The sequence below is a fragment of the Ensifer meliloti genome, from assembly GCF_030064585.1.
Classification (GTDB): domain Bacteria; phylum Pseudomonadota; class Alphaproteobacteria; order Rhizobiales; family Rhizobiaceae; genus Sinorhizobium; species Sinorhizobium meliloti.
On the sequence record NZ_CP120365.1, the window covers coordinates 1,657,443 to 1,671,228 of the forward strand.

At 63.4% G+C, this 13,786-nt stretch carries 10 protein-coding genes; 1 reads left to right on the top strand and 9 read right to left on the bottom strand.

The features are described from left to right. Window positions 1-60: 60 nt before the first annotated feature. The 9 genes from glmM to tolQ form a co-directional block, all read right to left on the bottom strand. Window positions 61-1,413: a phosphoglucosamine mutase gene (glmM, locus tag PZL22_RS15165; protein WP_003527581.1), complete on the bottom strand. Its 1,353-nt coding sequence runs from the start codon at window positions 1,411-1,413 to the stop codon at window positions 61-63. A 322-nt stretch (window positions 1,414-1,735) separates the two neighbouring features. Then, entirely contained in the window at window positions 1,736-3,673 is a 1,938-nt protein-coding gene (gene ftsH / locus PZL22_RS15170) for an ATP-dependent zinc metalloprotease FtsH (RefSeq protein ID WP_003527585.1), read from the bottom strand. Between the two features lie 99 nt (window positions 3,674-3,772). After that, window positions 3,773-5,134, bottom strand: a complete 1,362-nt coding sequence (gene tilS, locus PZL22_RS15175; RefSeq protein ID WP_003527586.1) for a tRNA lysidine(34) synthetase TilS — start codon at window positions 5,132-5,134, stop codon at window positions 3,773-3,775. An 11-nt stretch (window positions 5,135-5,145) separates the two neighbouring features. Further along, complete coding sequence (ybgF, locus tag PZL22_RS15180; protein WP_003527587.1) at window positions 5,146-6,183, bottom strand: tol-pal system protein YbgF; 1,038 nt, start codon at window positions 6,181-6,183, stop codon at window positions 5,146-5,148. Window positions 6,184-6,374: 191 nt separating this feature from the next. Further along, on the bottom strand, window positions 6,375-6,905 hold the full coding sequence (gene pal, locus PZL22_RS15185) for a peptidoglycan-associated lipoprotein Pal (RefSeq protein ID WP_003527588.1): 531 nt from the start codon (window positions 6,903-6,905) through the stop codon (window positions 6,375-6,377). Between the two features lie 265 nt (window positions 6,906-7,170). After that, the gene (gene tolB, locus PZL22_RS15190; RefSeq protein ID WP_010970163.1) at window positions 7,171-8,481 is read right to left on the bottom strand and encodes a Tol-Pal system beta propeller repeat protein TolB; all 1,311 of its coding nucleotides are present in this window, start codon (window positions 8,479-8,481) and stop codon (window positions 7,171-7,173) included. Window positions 8,482-8,552: 71 nt separating this feature from the next. After that, window positions 8,553-9,623, bottom strand: a complete 1,071-nt coding sequence (locus PZL22_RS15195) for a cell envelope integrity protein TolA (RefSeq protein ID WP_003527590.1) — start codon at window positions 9,621-9,623, stop codon at window positions 8,553-8,555. An 8-nt stretch (window positions 9,624-9,631) separates the two neighbouring features. Further along, window positions 9,632-10,084 (bottom strand): protein TolR, encoded by a 453-nt coding sequence (tolR, locus tag PZL22_RS15200; RefSeq protein WP_284718703.1) that lies wholly within the window; start codon window positions 10,082-10,084, stop codon window positions 9,632-9,634. Between the two features lie 27 nt (window positions 10,085-10,111). Beyond that, the gene (tolQ, locus tag PZL22_RS15205) at window positions 10,112-10,831 is read right to left on the bottom strand and encodes a protein TolQ (RefSeq protein ID WP_003527594.1); all 720 of its coding nucleotides are present in this window, start codon (window positions 10,829-10,831) and stop codon (window positions 10,112-10,114) included. Window positions 10,832-11,180: 349 nt separating this feature from the next. Between tolQ and ligD the strand changes: the two genes are divergently transcribed. Beyond that, entirely contained in the window at window positions 11,181-13,778 is a 2,598-nt protein-coding gene (gene ligD / locus PZL22_RS15210; RefSeq protein ID WP_284718704.1) for a DNA ligase D, read from the top strand. The last annotated feature ends 8 nt before the right edge of the window (window positions 13,779-13,786 follow it).

Below are 13,786 nucleotides of genomic sequence, written 5' to 3' on the forward strand. Positions count from 1 at the left end.
TCGCTCCGCTTGCGGGGAGAAGGTGGCCGGCAGGCCGGATGAGGGGCAAAGGCTACTTCTTCAGGCAGCGTTGCGCACGCCGCCGATCACGTTGACGAGTTCGTCGACGATGCGCTCGACCTGACCGCGGTCGTCGCCTTCCGCCATGACGCGGATCAGCGGTTCGGTGCCGGAGGGCCGGATGAGCAGCCGCCCGTTCTTGGCGAGCTGCGCCTCTGCTTCAGCGATCGCCTGCTGCACGGCGGCATCCTCCAGGGGCTTGCCGGCCGACACGCGAACGTTCTTCAGGACCTGCGGCACCGGCTCGAAACGACGGCAGATTTCGCTCACCGTCTTGCCCTGGCGCTTGACGACCGCGAGGATCTGCAGCGCAGCGACGAGGCCGTCGCCGGTCGTGCCGAAATCGGAAAGCACGATGTGTCCCGATTGCTCGCCACCGACGTTCAGGCCGTCCTGACGCATCTGCTCGACGACGTAGCGGTCGCCCACCTTCGTGCGGTGAAGCTTGAGCCGGCGCGCCTGAAGGTAGCGTTCGAGGCCGAGATTCGACATGACGGTCGCGGCAATGCCGCCGCCCTTGAGCATGCCGTCTGCCGCCCAGCTGTCGGCGATGACCGCCATGAGCTGGTCCCCGTCGATGACCGCCCCCTCCTCGTCGACGATCAGAACACGGTCGGCGTCTCCGTCGAGCGCGATGCCGATATCCGCCCTCACCTCGTGCACCTTCTTCTGAAGCGCCGCCGGATGCGTCGATCCGCATTCGAGGTTGATGTTGACGCCGTTCGGTTCGGTCCCGATCGTAACGACTTCGGCGCCGAGTTCCCAAAGGGCGGAGGGCGCGACCTTGTAGGCGGCACCGTTTGCGCAGTCGATGGCGATCCGGAGACCTTTCAGCGTGACGTCGCGCGGCAGCGTCCGCTTGGCCTGCTCGATATAACGGTAGATGTCACCGTCGACGCGCTTGGCCCGGCCGATATCCTCCGGCTTGGCGAGCTGCCCGGACATGTCCTGCTCCAGCAGGTCCTCGATCTTTTGCTCGATGTCATCCGAAAGCTTGTAGCCGTCGGGTCCGAAGAGCTTGATGCCGTTGTCGCGAAACGCATTGTGCGAGGCGGAGATCATCACGCCGATATCGGCCCTCAGCGACCGCGTCAGCATGGCAACGCCTGGCGTCGGGATCGGGCCGAGCAGAAAGACGTCGAGCCCCGCCGCCGTGAAGCCCGCGACCATCGCGTTCTCGAGCATATAGCCGGAGAGGCGCGTATCCTTGCCGATCACCACCCGGTGTCGGTGAGCGCCGTTTCTGAAAATGGTTCCCACTGCAATGCCGACCCGCATGGCGAGGTCCGGCGTCATCGGAAATATATTGGACTGGCCGCGAATGCCGTCGGTGCCGAAATATCTGCGCTTCATAAAAACTCCATTGTCCTGCTTCGGCATCGTCTCTTGTGCCGGCCGCGTCTGCCTGCGTGTTCCGCTATTGTTTTTCATAGTTCCGCGACCCCGCCTGCAGATCTGCGCCATATTTGCCATAAAACCGCAATATACGGCACCGATCATAACATCAGAAATCATTACAGCGCGTTACAACTGGATCTTTCAACGCTTCGGCCGGGTCGCCTGAAGCATGAACGCAAAACCGGCGCGCACCACTGCTTCATTGAAACCGTGAGCATCCAAAAATGCCGCCGCCCCTTCCGGAGCGGCGGCATTTGATTTGCGCATGTGTAGGAACCTATTGCGGCTGCGGTTCGAACCCGCCTTCAGGCTCTTCGCCCTTCGTGCCGGCTTCCTTCTTCGTACCGGCCGAAGGCACTGCGGAGCCGCGGTGCGGCGGTGTATCGTCACCGAGATCGCGCGCCGGCTTCTCGCCGCGGATCAGAGCCTTGATCTCGTCGCCGGTCAGCGTCTCGTATTCGAGCAAGCCTTCCGCGAGAGCCACGAATTCATGGTTCTTTTCGACGAGGATCCGGCGTGCCGTCTCATAGGCCTCGTCGATCAGCCGGCGGATTTCGTTGTCGATTTTCTGCGCGGTCGATTCCGAAACGTTCTTCTGCTGCGCGACGGAATGGCCGAGGAAAACCTCCTGCTGATTCTCGCCATAGGCGACCTGTCCGAGCTGGTCGGAGAAGCCCCACTGCGTCACCATCGCCCGGGCAAGCTTCGTCGCCTGCTCGATATCGGAGGATGCGCCCGAGGTGATGTTCTCCTTGCCGAAGGTCAGTTCCTCGGCAACGCGTCCGCCCATCATGATGGCGAGACGCGAGATCATCCATTTGTAGCTCATCGAGTAGCGGTCGCCCTCGGGCAACTGCATCACCATGCCGAGCGCACGGCCCCGGGGAATGATCGTCGCCTTGTGCAACGGATCGGCCGAGGGGACGTTGAGCGCAAGGATCGCATGGCCCGCCTCGTGATAGGCGGTCAGCTTCTTCTCGGCTTCGGTCATGGCCGAGGAGCGGCGCTCGGCGCCCATCATGATCTTGTCCTTGGCGTCCTCGAACTCCTGCATGGTAACGAGACGCTTGTTGCGCCGCGCCGCCATCAGCGCCGATTCGTTGACGAGATTCATGAGATCGGCGCCCGAGAAGCCCGGCGTGCCGCGCGCCAGCACCTTGAGGTCCACGTTCGGTGCGAGCGGCACGTTGCGGACATGCACCTTCAGGATCCGCTCGCGGCCGTTGATGTCCGGGTTCGGCACGACGACCTGGCGGTCGAAGCGGCCCGGACGCAGCAGCGCCGGGTCGAGCACGTCCGGCCGGTTCGTCGCGGCGATGAGGATGATGCCCTCGTTCGCCTCGAAGCCGTCCATCTCGACCAGCAGCTGGTTCAGCGTCTGCTCGCGCTCGTCGTTGCCGCCGCCAAGACCGGCGCCGCGATGACGGCCAACCGCATCGATTTCGTCGATGAAGATGATGCAGGGCGCGTTCTTCTTCGCCTGCTCGAACATGTCGCGGACGCGCGATGCGCCGACACCGACGAACATTTCGACGAAGTCCGAACCCGAGATCGTGAAGAAGGGCACGTTCGCCTCACCGGCCACCGAGCGGGCAAGCAGCGTCTTACCGGTGCCGGGCGGTCCGACCAGCAGCACGCCGCGCGGGATGCGGCCACCGAGACGCTGGAACTTCTGCGGGTCGCGCAGGAATTCGACGATTTCCTCCAGGTCCTGCTTCGCCTCGTCGACACCAGCGACGTCGTCGAAGGTCACGCGGCCATGCGCTTCCGTCAAAAGCTTTGCCTTGGACTTTCCGAAACCCATCGCGCCGCGCGAGCCGCCTTGCATCTGCCGCATGAAGAACAGCCAGACGCCGAGGATCAGGAGCATCGGCAACAGCGTTCCGATATAGCTGAGGAAGCCCGACGAGCCGTCCGTCTCCGGCCGAACCGTGACCGTGACGTCCTTGGCTTCCAGCCGCTCCGTCAGCGCCGTGTCGACGGCGGGCGCATAGGTCTGGAAGGTCGCCCCGCTCTCGGTGTAGCTGCCGATCACCTTCGAACCGGTGATCACCACGTCCTTCACGCGGCTCGCGTCGACGTCCTTGAGGAACTGCGAGAATGGAATTTCACGCGAGCCTGCTCGTTCGGTCGGCTGCTGGAACATGCTGAATAGCGCTATCAGGAGAAGCGCTATGATTGCCCAAAGGGCAAAATTTCGAAAATTAGGGTTCATCGAACTCCCCGGAACCTGTCGCAGCCCGCGCATTTGCCGGACTGTATTCTTGTCCCTAACATAGGTGTCCGGGGTGACCTTGCCAAGGAAAACCGCCGGTTACGTTTCCATTTCTATCAAAACATCGTGCACCGGCGACGCGGGGTATCGATCACGCCCAAACGACACGGCGACCGCATCCGCCATGATCCTGTCGAAACCCGGCAAAAAGGTGTCGTAAAGCCCGATGTGGTACTCGACTTGCGCCGAAGCCTCGCCGAAGGCGAGCCCCGCGCCGTCCGTCGACGCGATTTCTGGTGCCACCGTGGATCCGCGCTTGGCAATCCCCGCCGGCAGCCCTGCGTCAATAAGCCTCTGGGTCCACAACCTCCCCGAAGCGTCCGCGGCGACCGTAACCGCCGGCCCGCAGCTCTTTACCGTGAACCGCCCATCCCAAGTGCCCTGCCGGCCCGGTCCAACGGCGAGCACCGGCAGGTTGCGCGCCTCTCGATAGAGATAGAGACCGCTTGCTCGCCGGTCGAAGACGACCCGTCCCGCCGTCATGCGGCCAGGCTCACCCGATCGCAGGAACTGCGAAAGCCGCTGCACCGTGGCGAGAGCGGGCATGTGCTCGCGCCCGCCGAGAACCGACGCGACCGTCAGGAGCGCACGGCGCCAGTCCGGATCGTCGATCTCCCCGGCATGCCGCGCCGAGACCTCCGCGACGAGCGCCTCGTGAACGCGGATACGCTTCTCGATCAGGGCGGCGGCTCTGGCGGAAGAGGCGGCGCGCTGGGGCCCGTTGCCCAAGGGCGTCGGCATCCCTCCGGATGTCGCGATCTGGGCACGCACCCGGACCCGCTCGAAGGCGGGGTTGGCATTGCTCGGATCGTCGAACCAGGAGACGCCGCGTGCCTGGAGAAAGCTGCGGATCTCGGCGCGCGCCAAGCCGAGAAACGGCCGCAACACCCAGATCCGCCGTCCGTATAACATGGACGCGGCCATGCCGGCGCCGCCATGCCCCTCGCCCTGCCCGTCTCCGGCACCATCACCCTTGCCGCGGGCAATGCGCATGGCGACGGTCTCCTGCTGGTCGTCGCGGGTATGGCCGGTCGCGATGCAATCGGCGCCGAGCGCATCGGCGGCCTCGGCCAGCAATTCGTAGCGCTTGTTTCGAGCCGCCGCCTGGATGCCGGTCGACGGCTTCGCGCCCTCCCAGCGGCAGATACGGTGGGCAATGCCGAGCGCAGCACAAAAGGCCGCCACATCTTCGGCTTCGCGAGCCGACTGCGGCCTCAGCGCATGGTCGACAGTGCAGGCGGCAAGGGAAAATCCGCGTCGCTCATCTGCGGCGATCGCCGAATGCAGGGCTACAAGCAGCCCCATCGAGTCGCTGCCACCGGAGACGGCAACCAGGATCCTGCGGGGCGTGATAAAGGATCGGAGAAAATTTCGGGCCGTATCGAGGACGGCATGGGGCATCTGGGCCCGCCTCAGCAGCCGAAACGGCTCTGCTCGCTCGCCACCTTCGCCTTCACGGCGGGTGATGCTTTCGGATAGCGCTTGTTGACCTCGCGCAGCGTGGCGCAGGCGGTCTCCTTGTTGTCGAGGGCGCCGAGGGACATGCCGAGCTTCAAGAGCATTTCCGGAGCCTTCGGTGACTTGCCGTGGCTCTGATGCGCGTTGAGGAAGGTCTTGGCCGCGTCACTGTACTTGCCTTGCGAATACTGTGCCTCGCCCATCCAGAAGCTCGCATCCGCCGCCTTGTCGCCGCTTGGAAAGGCATCGAGGTAATCGCGGAATTCCTGCTCTGCGATGCTGTAATCGCCGGAAAGCACGTGGCTGTAGCCTGCTTGGTAGAGATCGCCCGGATCGCTGAGAGACGCGGTCGCCTGTCCGCTGTCCGGCACGCTTCCCGGATTGTCGTTGAGGCCACCGCCCTGGGTCGCAAGCCCTGTATCGACGCCGGGCAGAGTGGCGTTGGCCCCCGGCTCTACGCCCGCCGTTGCCGAGACGGGGTTGCCGTTCTCATCGAAAATGATCTGCCCCAGCGTCGCCGGCGCGGGCGCGGCGCCCGGCGCGTTGGGATCGACACCCGCCATATCGGCGCCGCCGGCAGCCGGAGCGCCCGACGGCCGGCTATCCGTCACCCCGGGGGTGACGGACGCCTGATCATTCGATTTCGGCGTTTCAAGCGCGCCGCTCTTCTTGGAGGAGGACCTGCCGTTTTCCAGATCCTGGAAGCGGAACTCGTTGTCCTCCTGGAACTTCCGGATCTGCTCCTGCATCTGCAGGAGCTGGAAGCTCATTTCCTCGATACGCCCATTGAGGGAGCGGATCTGTTCCTCGAGTTGACCGACCCGCGCAATATCGGGTGATTGCACCTTCATTACCGGAAGGTCGCCCTTGCTGCCGGCATCGGTCTGCGTCGTGCGGGCAAAGAGCCCGGAAAGCGGCATGGCATCTGCTGTAGAGCCGAGACCCGCAAGGGTCACGAGGCCAAGCAGTCCTGCCACGACAAATTTCTTCATTTCATTTGTCCTGTTCGTAACCGATTATCCCGCCCTGGATCGCGTTGCGCAGTACATTTGCCGATTCCGAGGCGGGGTGCCGCACAGTTTTCCAACTCCCGTGAAAAAGCAACGGAGTTCGGCCAAAGTGTGGTAAAAAAGAAAGGGCGGCCCGTAGACCGCCCCTCGAATTCACCTTCTATGCCGAATAATCAGCTGCCGGCGCCACCGAGCACGGTAACGGCGCGGCGGTTCTGCGACCAGCAGGAGATGTCGTCGCAGACGGCGACCGGCTTTTCCTTGCCGTAGGAGATCGTGCGCATGCGGTTTCCGGGGACGCCGCGGCTGACGAGATAGTCGCGGGTCGCGGCAGCACGGCGGGCGCCGAGCGCCAGGTTGTATTCGCGGGTGCCGCGCTCGTCGGCATGGCCTTCGATGGTGATTCCGTAGTTCGGATATTTTGCCAGCCACTGGGCCTGGCGGTCGAGCGTCGCCTGCGCGTCGGCACGGATCGACGTCGAATCCGTATCGAAGAAGATGCGGTCGCCGACGTTGACGGTGAAGTCCTGCTGCGAGCCCGGGGTCGCCGCGCCTGCGCCGAGACCGAGGCCGGCAGCATCGTTCGGCAGGTTCTTCTTCGAAGCGCAGCCAGCAAGGGCAAGCGTCATGACGAGCGCGATCATGACCGGATTGCGGGCGATGGTCTGCATGCGGCTTGCTGCCGGGGTGTCAATTCGGCTCATGGGCCGGGTCTCCTTGAGAAGTGTCAAATTCACGGTTGCCAGACTGTAACCGGAAGCGGTTAATTGCTTTTCAACGGATATGGTTAACAAATCGACAATGTGCGTCGGGGCGCCTGCTACACCAGCACTTTGCGGCGAGAAAGCGGCACATTCGCCTCATTCCCTGCCATAACTGTGGACGCGCGATCACGAAGAATTTCGGGCCGTATTGGCCCGAAATCTTTGAATCTCATCATTTCTCTCGATTGGGCTCGCGGCGGATGCCCTATTCCATCAGCGGCGACCATGCCGGATCCGAGGCGAAGCCCTGCGTCTGGACAAGCTGCTCGTTATAGCCCGTCAGATCGATCGAATAGAGCTGCGGGCCGCCCGCACCGGCGTTCTGACGGAAAAACATCAGGACACGGCCGTTCGGCGCCCAGGTGGGGCCTTCATTGTGAAAGCCGGTGGTGAGAATGCGCTCGCCCGACCCGTCCGGCTTCATGACGCCGATCGAGAACTTCCCGCCCGACTGCTTGGTGAAGGCGATGAGGTCGCCGCGCGGAGACCAGACGGGCGTCGAATAGGAACCGTCGCCGAAGGAAATGCGCGTCTGGCCGGAGCCGTCGGCGCCCATGACGTAGAGCTGCTGCTTGCCGCCGCGGTCGCTTTCGAAGACGATCCGGCTGCCGTCCGGCGAATAGGAGGGAGAGGTGTCGATCGCCGCGGTGTTGGTGAGCCGCGTCGTCGTGCGCGAGCGCAGATCCATCGTATAGATGTTGGCGTTGCCTTCCTGCTGCAGGCTCATGATCACCCGCTGGCCATCCGGCGAGAAACGCGGGGCGAAGGTCATGCCCGGGAAATTGCCGACCACCTCGCGCTGCCCCGTTTCAAGCTGAAGCAGATAAACGCGCGGCTGCTGGTTCTCGAACGACATATAGGTGATTTCCTGACGGTTCGGCGAGAAGCGCGGCGTCAGCACGATGTCGTTGGAATTGGTGAGCGCCCGGGAATTGGCCCCGTCCTGGTCCATGATGGCGAGTTGGCGCTTGCGCGCATTCTTCGGCCCGCTTTCGGCGACGTAGACGATGCGCGTGTCGAAATACCCCTTCTCGCCGGTGATCCTCTCATAGATCGCGTCGGCAATGATGTGGGCGACCCGGCGCCAGTTCTCCGGCTGGGTGTAGAACTGCTGACCGAGCATCTGCTGGCCGGCAAAGGTATCCCAAAGGCGGAACTCCGCCTTCAGCCTGCCGTCGCCTTCCTGCGTGACGCGGCCGATGACGAGCGCCTGCGCGTTGATCACTTTCCAGTCCTCGAAACGCGGTGTGGCATCGGGATTGGAGATCTTCTCGATGAAGGCGCCCTTGTCGATCGGCGCGAAAAGCCCGGAGCGCTTCAGGTCGGCGGCAATCACGCCGGAGATCTTCTGGGCGAGTTCGCCCTGCAGGAAGTCCGTGATCGCGATCGGCAGCGGCTCGACGTTACCCTTGTTGATGTTGATCTCGACGAGCGCATTTGCCGGCGAGGCAATGAGCCCGCAGCCGGCGACCAGCACCATCAGGAGGCGGAAAAAATTGCGTCTCAGCATTTCCATAAAGCCTTTCAGCCTTTCGTGTTCCGAGCAGGATGAGGCGCAATATTCCGCCCACAACCGGCCCAACCTGTCTAGAGCATCGAGCTCGGGTCGAAGTTGACGACGACCTCGCTCCACGAATCGTATTTGTCGGCCGGCAGCCCCTTGAAGGGAACGGACTTCAGGATGGCCCGGCGTGCACCACCCATGAGTGCCCGCCGCGCCGCATCCGAGCCGCCGCTGGCTTCCACTTCCGGTTCGCCGATCAGGTCGCCGTTCGGGTCGAGCCGCATCGTCACCTTGATGCGGACATCCGCCGCGTCGGCCATTCCGGGAATGATCGACCAGTTGTTCTGGATCTGGCCGCGAAGCGCGTCCATTTCACTCTGCGAAAGCGTGTTGCCGCTCGTCGTCTTCTTGCCGCCGAGGGCCGCCTCCTCGGTCGAGCGCTTGGCGCCGCCGCCGGAGGATTCCTGCTTGTTGAGCAGCGCCGCGATCTCGTCGGCATTGAAGTCGCTCTCCTTCTGGGAGGACGCCTTCTTCTGCTCCTTCTTGACCTCTTCCTTCTTGCGCTCTGGCGTCTTGGCCGTCTGCGCGGGCTTTTCGACCTTGGGCTTCACCTGCGGCGTCGGCACCCTGTCCGGCAGAGCCTCGGCCTCGGGATTTTCCGCGGGCTGCTCTTCCGCCGGTGCCGGTTCCGGCTTCGTATCCGGCTTTACTTCCTGCTTGGGCTCGGGGAGTGCCGCCACTTCCGTGGCGGGCTCGGCGGCCGGCTTGGTCTCTTCGACCTTTTCGATCTCTTCCTTCACGGGATCCGGCGTCGGCGGGGCCTTTTCGGTCTTCTGCGGCGCTGCGGCCGACTCGTTCTCGACCGGCTTGACATTGGGCGTGGGCGGCGTCTTCAGGTCGACGTCGTTCTCGCCGACATTCTCGGCGTTCTCGACGGGCGTCGGCTTCTTGGTCGGAACGGGCGATGCCTTTTCCTTGGCCGGAGCCTTCTTGTCGCCCTGCTGGATCTGCGTGATCGACTCGACCGGCACGATGTCGACCGGCAGCGCCTCGACATCCGCGACCTCGAAATCGGCCGGGCTGCCAAGCGACACCAGCGCCCAGGTCAGGACCAGGGCGTGGAGGACAGCAGATGTAGCGATACTGCCCTTCATTCGGACGATCACTTCTCTTGTTCTTGAAGCGTTACGAGACCCATGTTCTTGAAGCCTGCCGCGGAGATGCGTGCCATCACCTTCATCACGGTGCCGTAGTCGGCATTGGTGTCGCCGCGCACGTAGATGCGCTCATTGTAGCCGGTCGTGGCGATCGCCTCGAGCTTCGGGACGACCTCGTCGATCGCTATCGGCGTCTCCTGCAGGAAGATCTCGCCCGCCGGGTTGACCGAGACGGTGATCGGCTGCGTATCGGCGTTCATGGCCTTCGCCTGCGTTTCCGGCAGATCGATCGGCACGCCGACCGTCATCATCGGCGCAGCCACCATGAAGATGATGAGGAGAACCAGCATGACGTCGACGAGCGGCGTGACGTTGATCTCGCTGATCGCGCTTCTTCTGCCGCCGCGGCGGCGGCGCCCGCCGCCCGACCCCTTGGCTCCGCCAACTGCCATACCCATCAGCGTGGTCTCCGTGCTTTGAGGTCGTTATTGCGCGGCTTGGCGAGAAGGCTGCAGCTTCTCGTCGATCTGTCGCGACAGGATGGCGGAGAACTCGTCGGCAAAGGCTTCCATGCGTGCCGTCAGCTTGCCGGCATCGGCGGTGAACTTGTTGTAGGCGATAACGGCAGGAATGGCGGCGAGCAGACCGATGGCGGTCGCAAGCAGCGCTTCGGCGATACCGGGAGCAACGACGGCGAGGTTGGTGGACTTGGAACCGGCGATGGCCTGGAACGAGGTCATGATACCGACGACGGTGCCGAAAAGGCCGATGAAGGGGGCAGCCGAGCCGATCGTCGCCAGCGAGCCGAGCCTTGCCTCAAGCGCTTCGGATTCACGGGCGAGCGTCACGTCCATCGCGCGGTCGATCCGCATCTGCAGGCCGATCGGCGCGCGCGCGCCGCGCTCGAAGCTTTTCTTCCATTCGCGCATGGCCGAAACGAAGATCGCGCCCATTCCGCTTGTCTGCCTGTCCGAGAGGGTCCGATAGAGCTCCTCCAGCGACTGACCCGACCAGAATACCTGCTCGAAATTATCGAGCTGCCGGCGGACACGCCCGTAATTCAGGCTCTTGTCGACGACGATAGCCCAGGTCCAGACCGAGGCGGCGATGAGCCCCAGCATGACCAGCTTCACGACCAAGCCCGCTTGCATGAAGAGCGACCAGAGGGTCACGTCGCTCGTCGCGGCCAATCCAACCTGTTCCATCGATTTCAGTCCCCGAATCCAAACACCCGGCAGAGCAACTCATGCTCGTGACCGGGTCGCCCAAATGTCCTGCAGCAGGAATGCCCCGGTATTGCCACCGATCGCGGCATTGCGATCTACTCGCTTCAGCCTGCCTTCTTGCCGTCAATTTTGGTCAAAGGATGACGTGCACTGCACAAATCCTGATACACGGATTAAGACACCATTATGGTTAAGGGAGTATTACCGCGCGCGCAGTTCGAGTGAGCTTGCGCGATACGGAACTTCGCAGCAGGTCGCACGTTTCGGTGCCATGAGCCCCTGGTCCCCGAAACATATAGCCTTCCAGCCGAAATCGGGCTGACGATCCATGGCCGCTCGCAATGAACCGCTTTCCGAATATAACCGGCGCCGCGATTTCACGCGGACGAGCGAACCCAAGGGAGCGGTCGCTCGGCGCAGCGGGGACAACAGGATGCGGTTCCTGGTTCAGAAGCACGCTGCGACCCGCCTGCACTACGACTTCCGCCTGGAATGGGAGGGCGTGCTGAAGAGCTGGGCGGTCACACGCGGCCCGAGCCTCAACCCCGAAGACAAGCGCCTGGCCGTGCGTACCGAAGACCACCCGCTTGCCTATGGCGACTTCGAAGGAACGATACCGAAGGGAGAGTATGGCGGCGGTACCGTGATGCTCTGGGATACCGGCTGGTGGGAGCCGGAGGATGACCCGTCAGAAGCCCTGAAGAAGGGCAAGCTCTCCTTCAAGCTGCATGGCAGCCGAATGAAGGGCGGCTGGGCCTTGGTGCGCATGCGGCCACGCGAAGGCGAAAAGCGCGAGAACTGGCTGCTCGTCAAGGAAACGGACGATGTCACCTCCGATGACGGCGAGAGCCTGATCAACGAGAACATCACCAGCATCGTTACCGGCCGGACGATGGAGGAGATCGCCGAAGGCAGGGGCGAGAAGCGGGCGCGGGTCTGGCATTCCAACAAAAGCATCTCGGCCAATCTCAAGGCCGGCGCGATCGCCGAAAACGGCAATGCAGGCACGCGCGCGACGCGAAAAGCCTCCGGCAAGCTGCCCGCCTTCAAGGCACCGCAGCTGGCGACTCTGGTGACCAAGGTGCCCGCCGGCGACGCATGGCTGAACGAAGCCAAGTTCGACGGCTACCGTCTTGTCTGCGCCGTCGGTGCCGGCACCGTGCGCTGCTACACGCGCAACGGCCTCGACTGGACCGAGAAGTTCCCGGCAATTGCCGCCGCCCTTGCCGAACTCGACTGCCAGTCCGCTCTGATCGATGGCGAAGTGGTGGCGCTTTCGGAAGGCGGATCGACCTTCTCGGCCCTGCAGAAGGCGCTTAGAACGGGGGCCAGCACACGGCTTTACGCTTTCGATCTCATCGAGCTCGACGGCAAGGATCTGAGCCGGAAGCCGCTCGTGGAACGCAAGGAACGGCTCGAAGCGCTGCTCCAAACGCTCGGCGCCACCTCTACCGTACAATTCAGCGAGCATGTCCGCGGCAATGGCGAGCACGTGCTTTCCGCGATATGCAAGGCCGGCCAGGAGGGTATAATCGCCAAGGAGGCCGATGCCCCCTATCGCAGCGGGCGCAGCCGAAGCTGGCTCAAGGTGAAATGCACGAAGCGCCAGGAGTTCGTGATCGGTGGCTATACCCCGTCTTCGAAGAAGGGGCGTGCCTTCGCCTCGCTGCTCGTCGGGACCTTCGAAGGCGGGAAGCTGATCTACCGTGGCGGCGTCGGCACCGGTTTCAGCGGAAAGACAATGGAGGACCTCGCCGCGGCCTTCGCAAAGCGCAAGCGCGATACGTCGCCCTTCGACAGCGTGCCGCGAGAGAGAATGCGAAATTCGGTATGGCTTGAGCCGGACCTGGTGGCGGAGGTGGATTTCGCCGAATTCACGGCCGACGGACATGTCCGTCACGGTTCATTCGAGGGATTGCGCGAGGACAAGGAGGCCAGGGCCGTGAAACTGGAGACACCGAAGCCGGCAGAAGCGGAGCCGGAGACCGCCAAGAGCAAATCCTCCGCCAGGACGCGCAAGACGCCGCCTGTGCAGGGAGACGCCGATGTCCTCGGCATCCGCATCTCCCATCCGGACCGGGTGCTCTTTGAAGGCCAGGGCATCACCAAGATCGATCTCGCCCGCTATTATGCCGTTGTCGCCGAGAGGATGCTCCCCTTTGCCGCCGATCACCCCGTTTCGCTGGTGCGCTGCCCGCAGGGCGGCGAGCGGCACTGTTTCTTCCAGAAACACGCAAGCGACGGCTTTCCCGAGGCGATCCGGGAAGTGCCGATTACCGAGTCATCGGGCGACACCGAGAACTATATGTACATCCACGATGCCAAGGGCCTCGTCGCCGCCGTGCAGATGGGGACGCTCGAGTTTCACATCTGGGGTTCAAGCATCGACCGGCTGGAGAAACCCGACCGTCTGGTCTTCGATCTCGACCCCGATCCGAGCGTCGACTTCGAGACAGTCAAGGCGGCAGCCGTCAGGCTCCGCGACGAACTCGCCGAGATCGGCCTGAAAACAGTGCCCATGGTGACCGGCGGCAAGGGCGTCCACGTCATCGTTCCGCTCCGCCCCCATGCCGAATGGGAGGAGGCCAAAGGCTTCGCGAAAGCGCTCGCGCGATCTATCGCCGAGCGCGATCCGGATAATTTCGTCGCCACCATGTCGAAGGCGAAGCGCAAGGGAAAGATTTTCATAGACTGGCTGAGAAACGATCGCGGCGCCACGGCGATCGCGCCCTATTCCACCCGCGCGCGCTCCGGCGGACCGGTCGCCACGCCGGTCGGCTGGGAAGAACTCCAAGGCCTCGAAGCCGCCAACGGGTTTCAGATTCCGGACATTATCGAGCGGATCGAAGCCGGGACCGATCCGTGGCGGGAGATCGGCAAGATCAGTCAGTCGCTGACGAAGAAGATATTGAACTCGGTCGAATGAGCCGGCCG

What these genes read in the sequence shown, in the direction of transcription:
- ybgF (WP_003527587.1), bottom strand. Translation starts at nt 6,183, where the DNA reads ATGAAGAAATTTGTCGTGGCAGGACTGCTTGGCCTCGTGACCCTTGCG.
- pal (WP_003527588.1), bottom strand. Translation starts at nt 6,905, where the DNA reads ATGAGCCGAATTGACACCCCGGCAGCAAGCCGCATGCAGACCATCGCC.
- PZL22_RS15195 (WP_003527590.1), bottom strand. Translation starts at nt 9,623, where the DNA reads ATGAAGGGCAGTATCGCTACATCTGCTGTCCTCCACGCCCTGGTCCTG.
- glmM (WP_003527581.1), bottom strand. Translation starts at nt 1,413, where the DNA reads ATGAAGCGCAGATATTTCGGCACCGACGGCATTCGCGGCCAGTCCAAT.
- tilS (WP_003527586.1), bottom strand. Translation starts at nt 5,134, where the DNA reads ATGCCCCATGCCGTCCTCGATACGGCCCGAAATTTTCTCCGATCCTTT.
- tolQ (WP_003527594.1), bottom strand. Translation starts at nt 10,831, where the DNA reads ATGGAACAGGTTGGATTGGCCGCGACGAGCGACGTGACCCTCTGGTCG.
- tolB (WP_010970163.1), bottom strand. Translation starts at nt 8,481, where the DNA reads ATGGAAATGCTGAGACGCAATTTTTTCCGCCTCCTGATGGTGCTGGTC.
- ligD (WP_284718704.1), top strand. Translation starts at nt 11,181, where the DNA reads ATGGCCGCTCGCAATGAACCGCTTTCCGAATATAACCGGCGCCGCGAT.
- ftsH (WP_003527585.1), bottom strand. Translation starts at nt 3,673, where the DNA reads ATGAACCCTAATTTTCGAAATTTTGCCCTTTGGGCAATCATAGCGCTT.
- tolR (WP_284718703.1), bottom strand. Translation starts at nt 10,084, where the DNA reads ATGGGTATGGCAGTTGGCGGAGCCAAGGGGTCGGGCGGCGGGCGCCGC.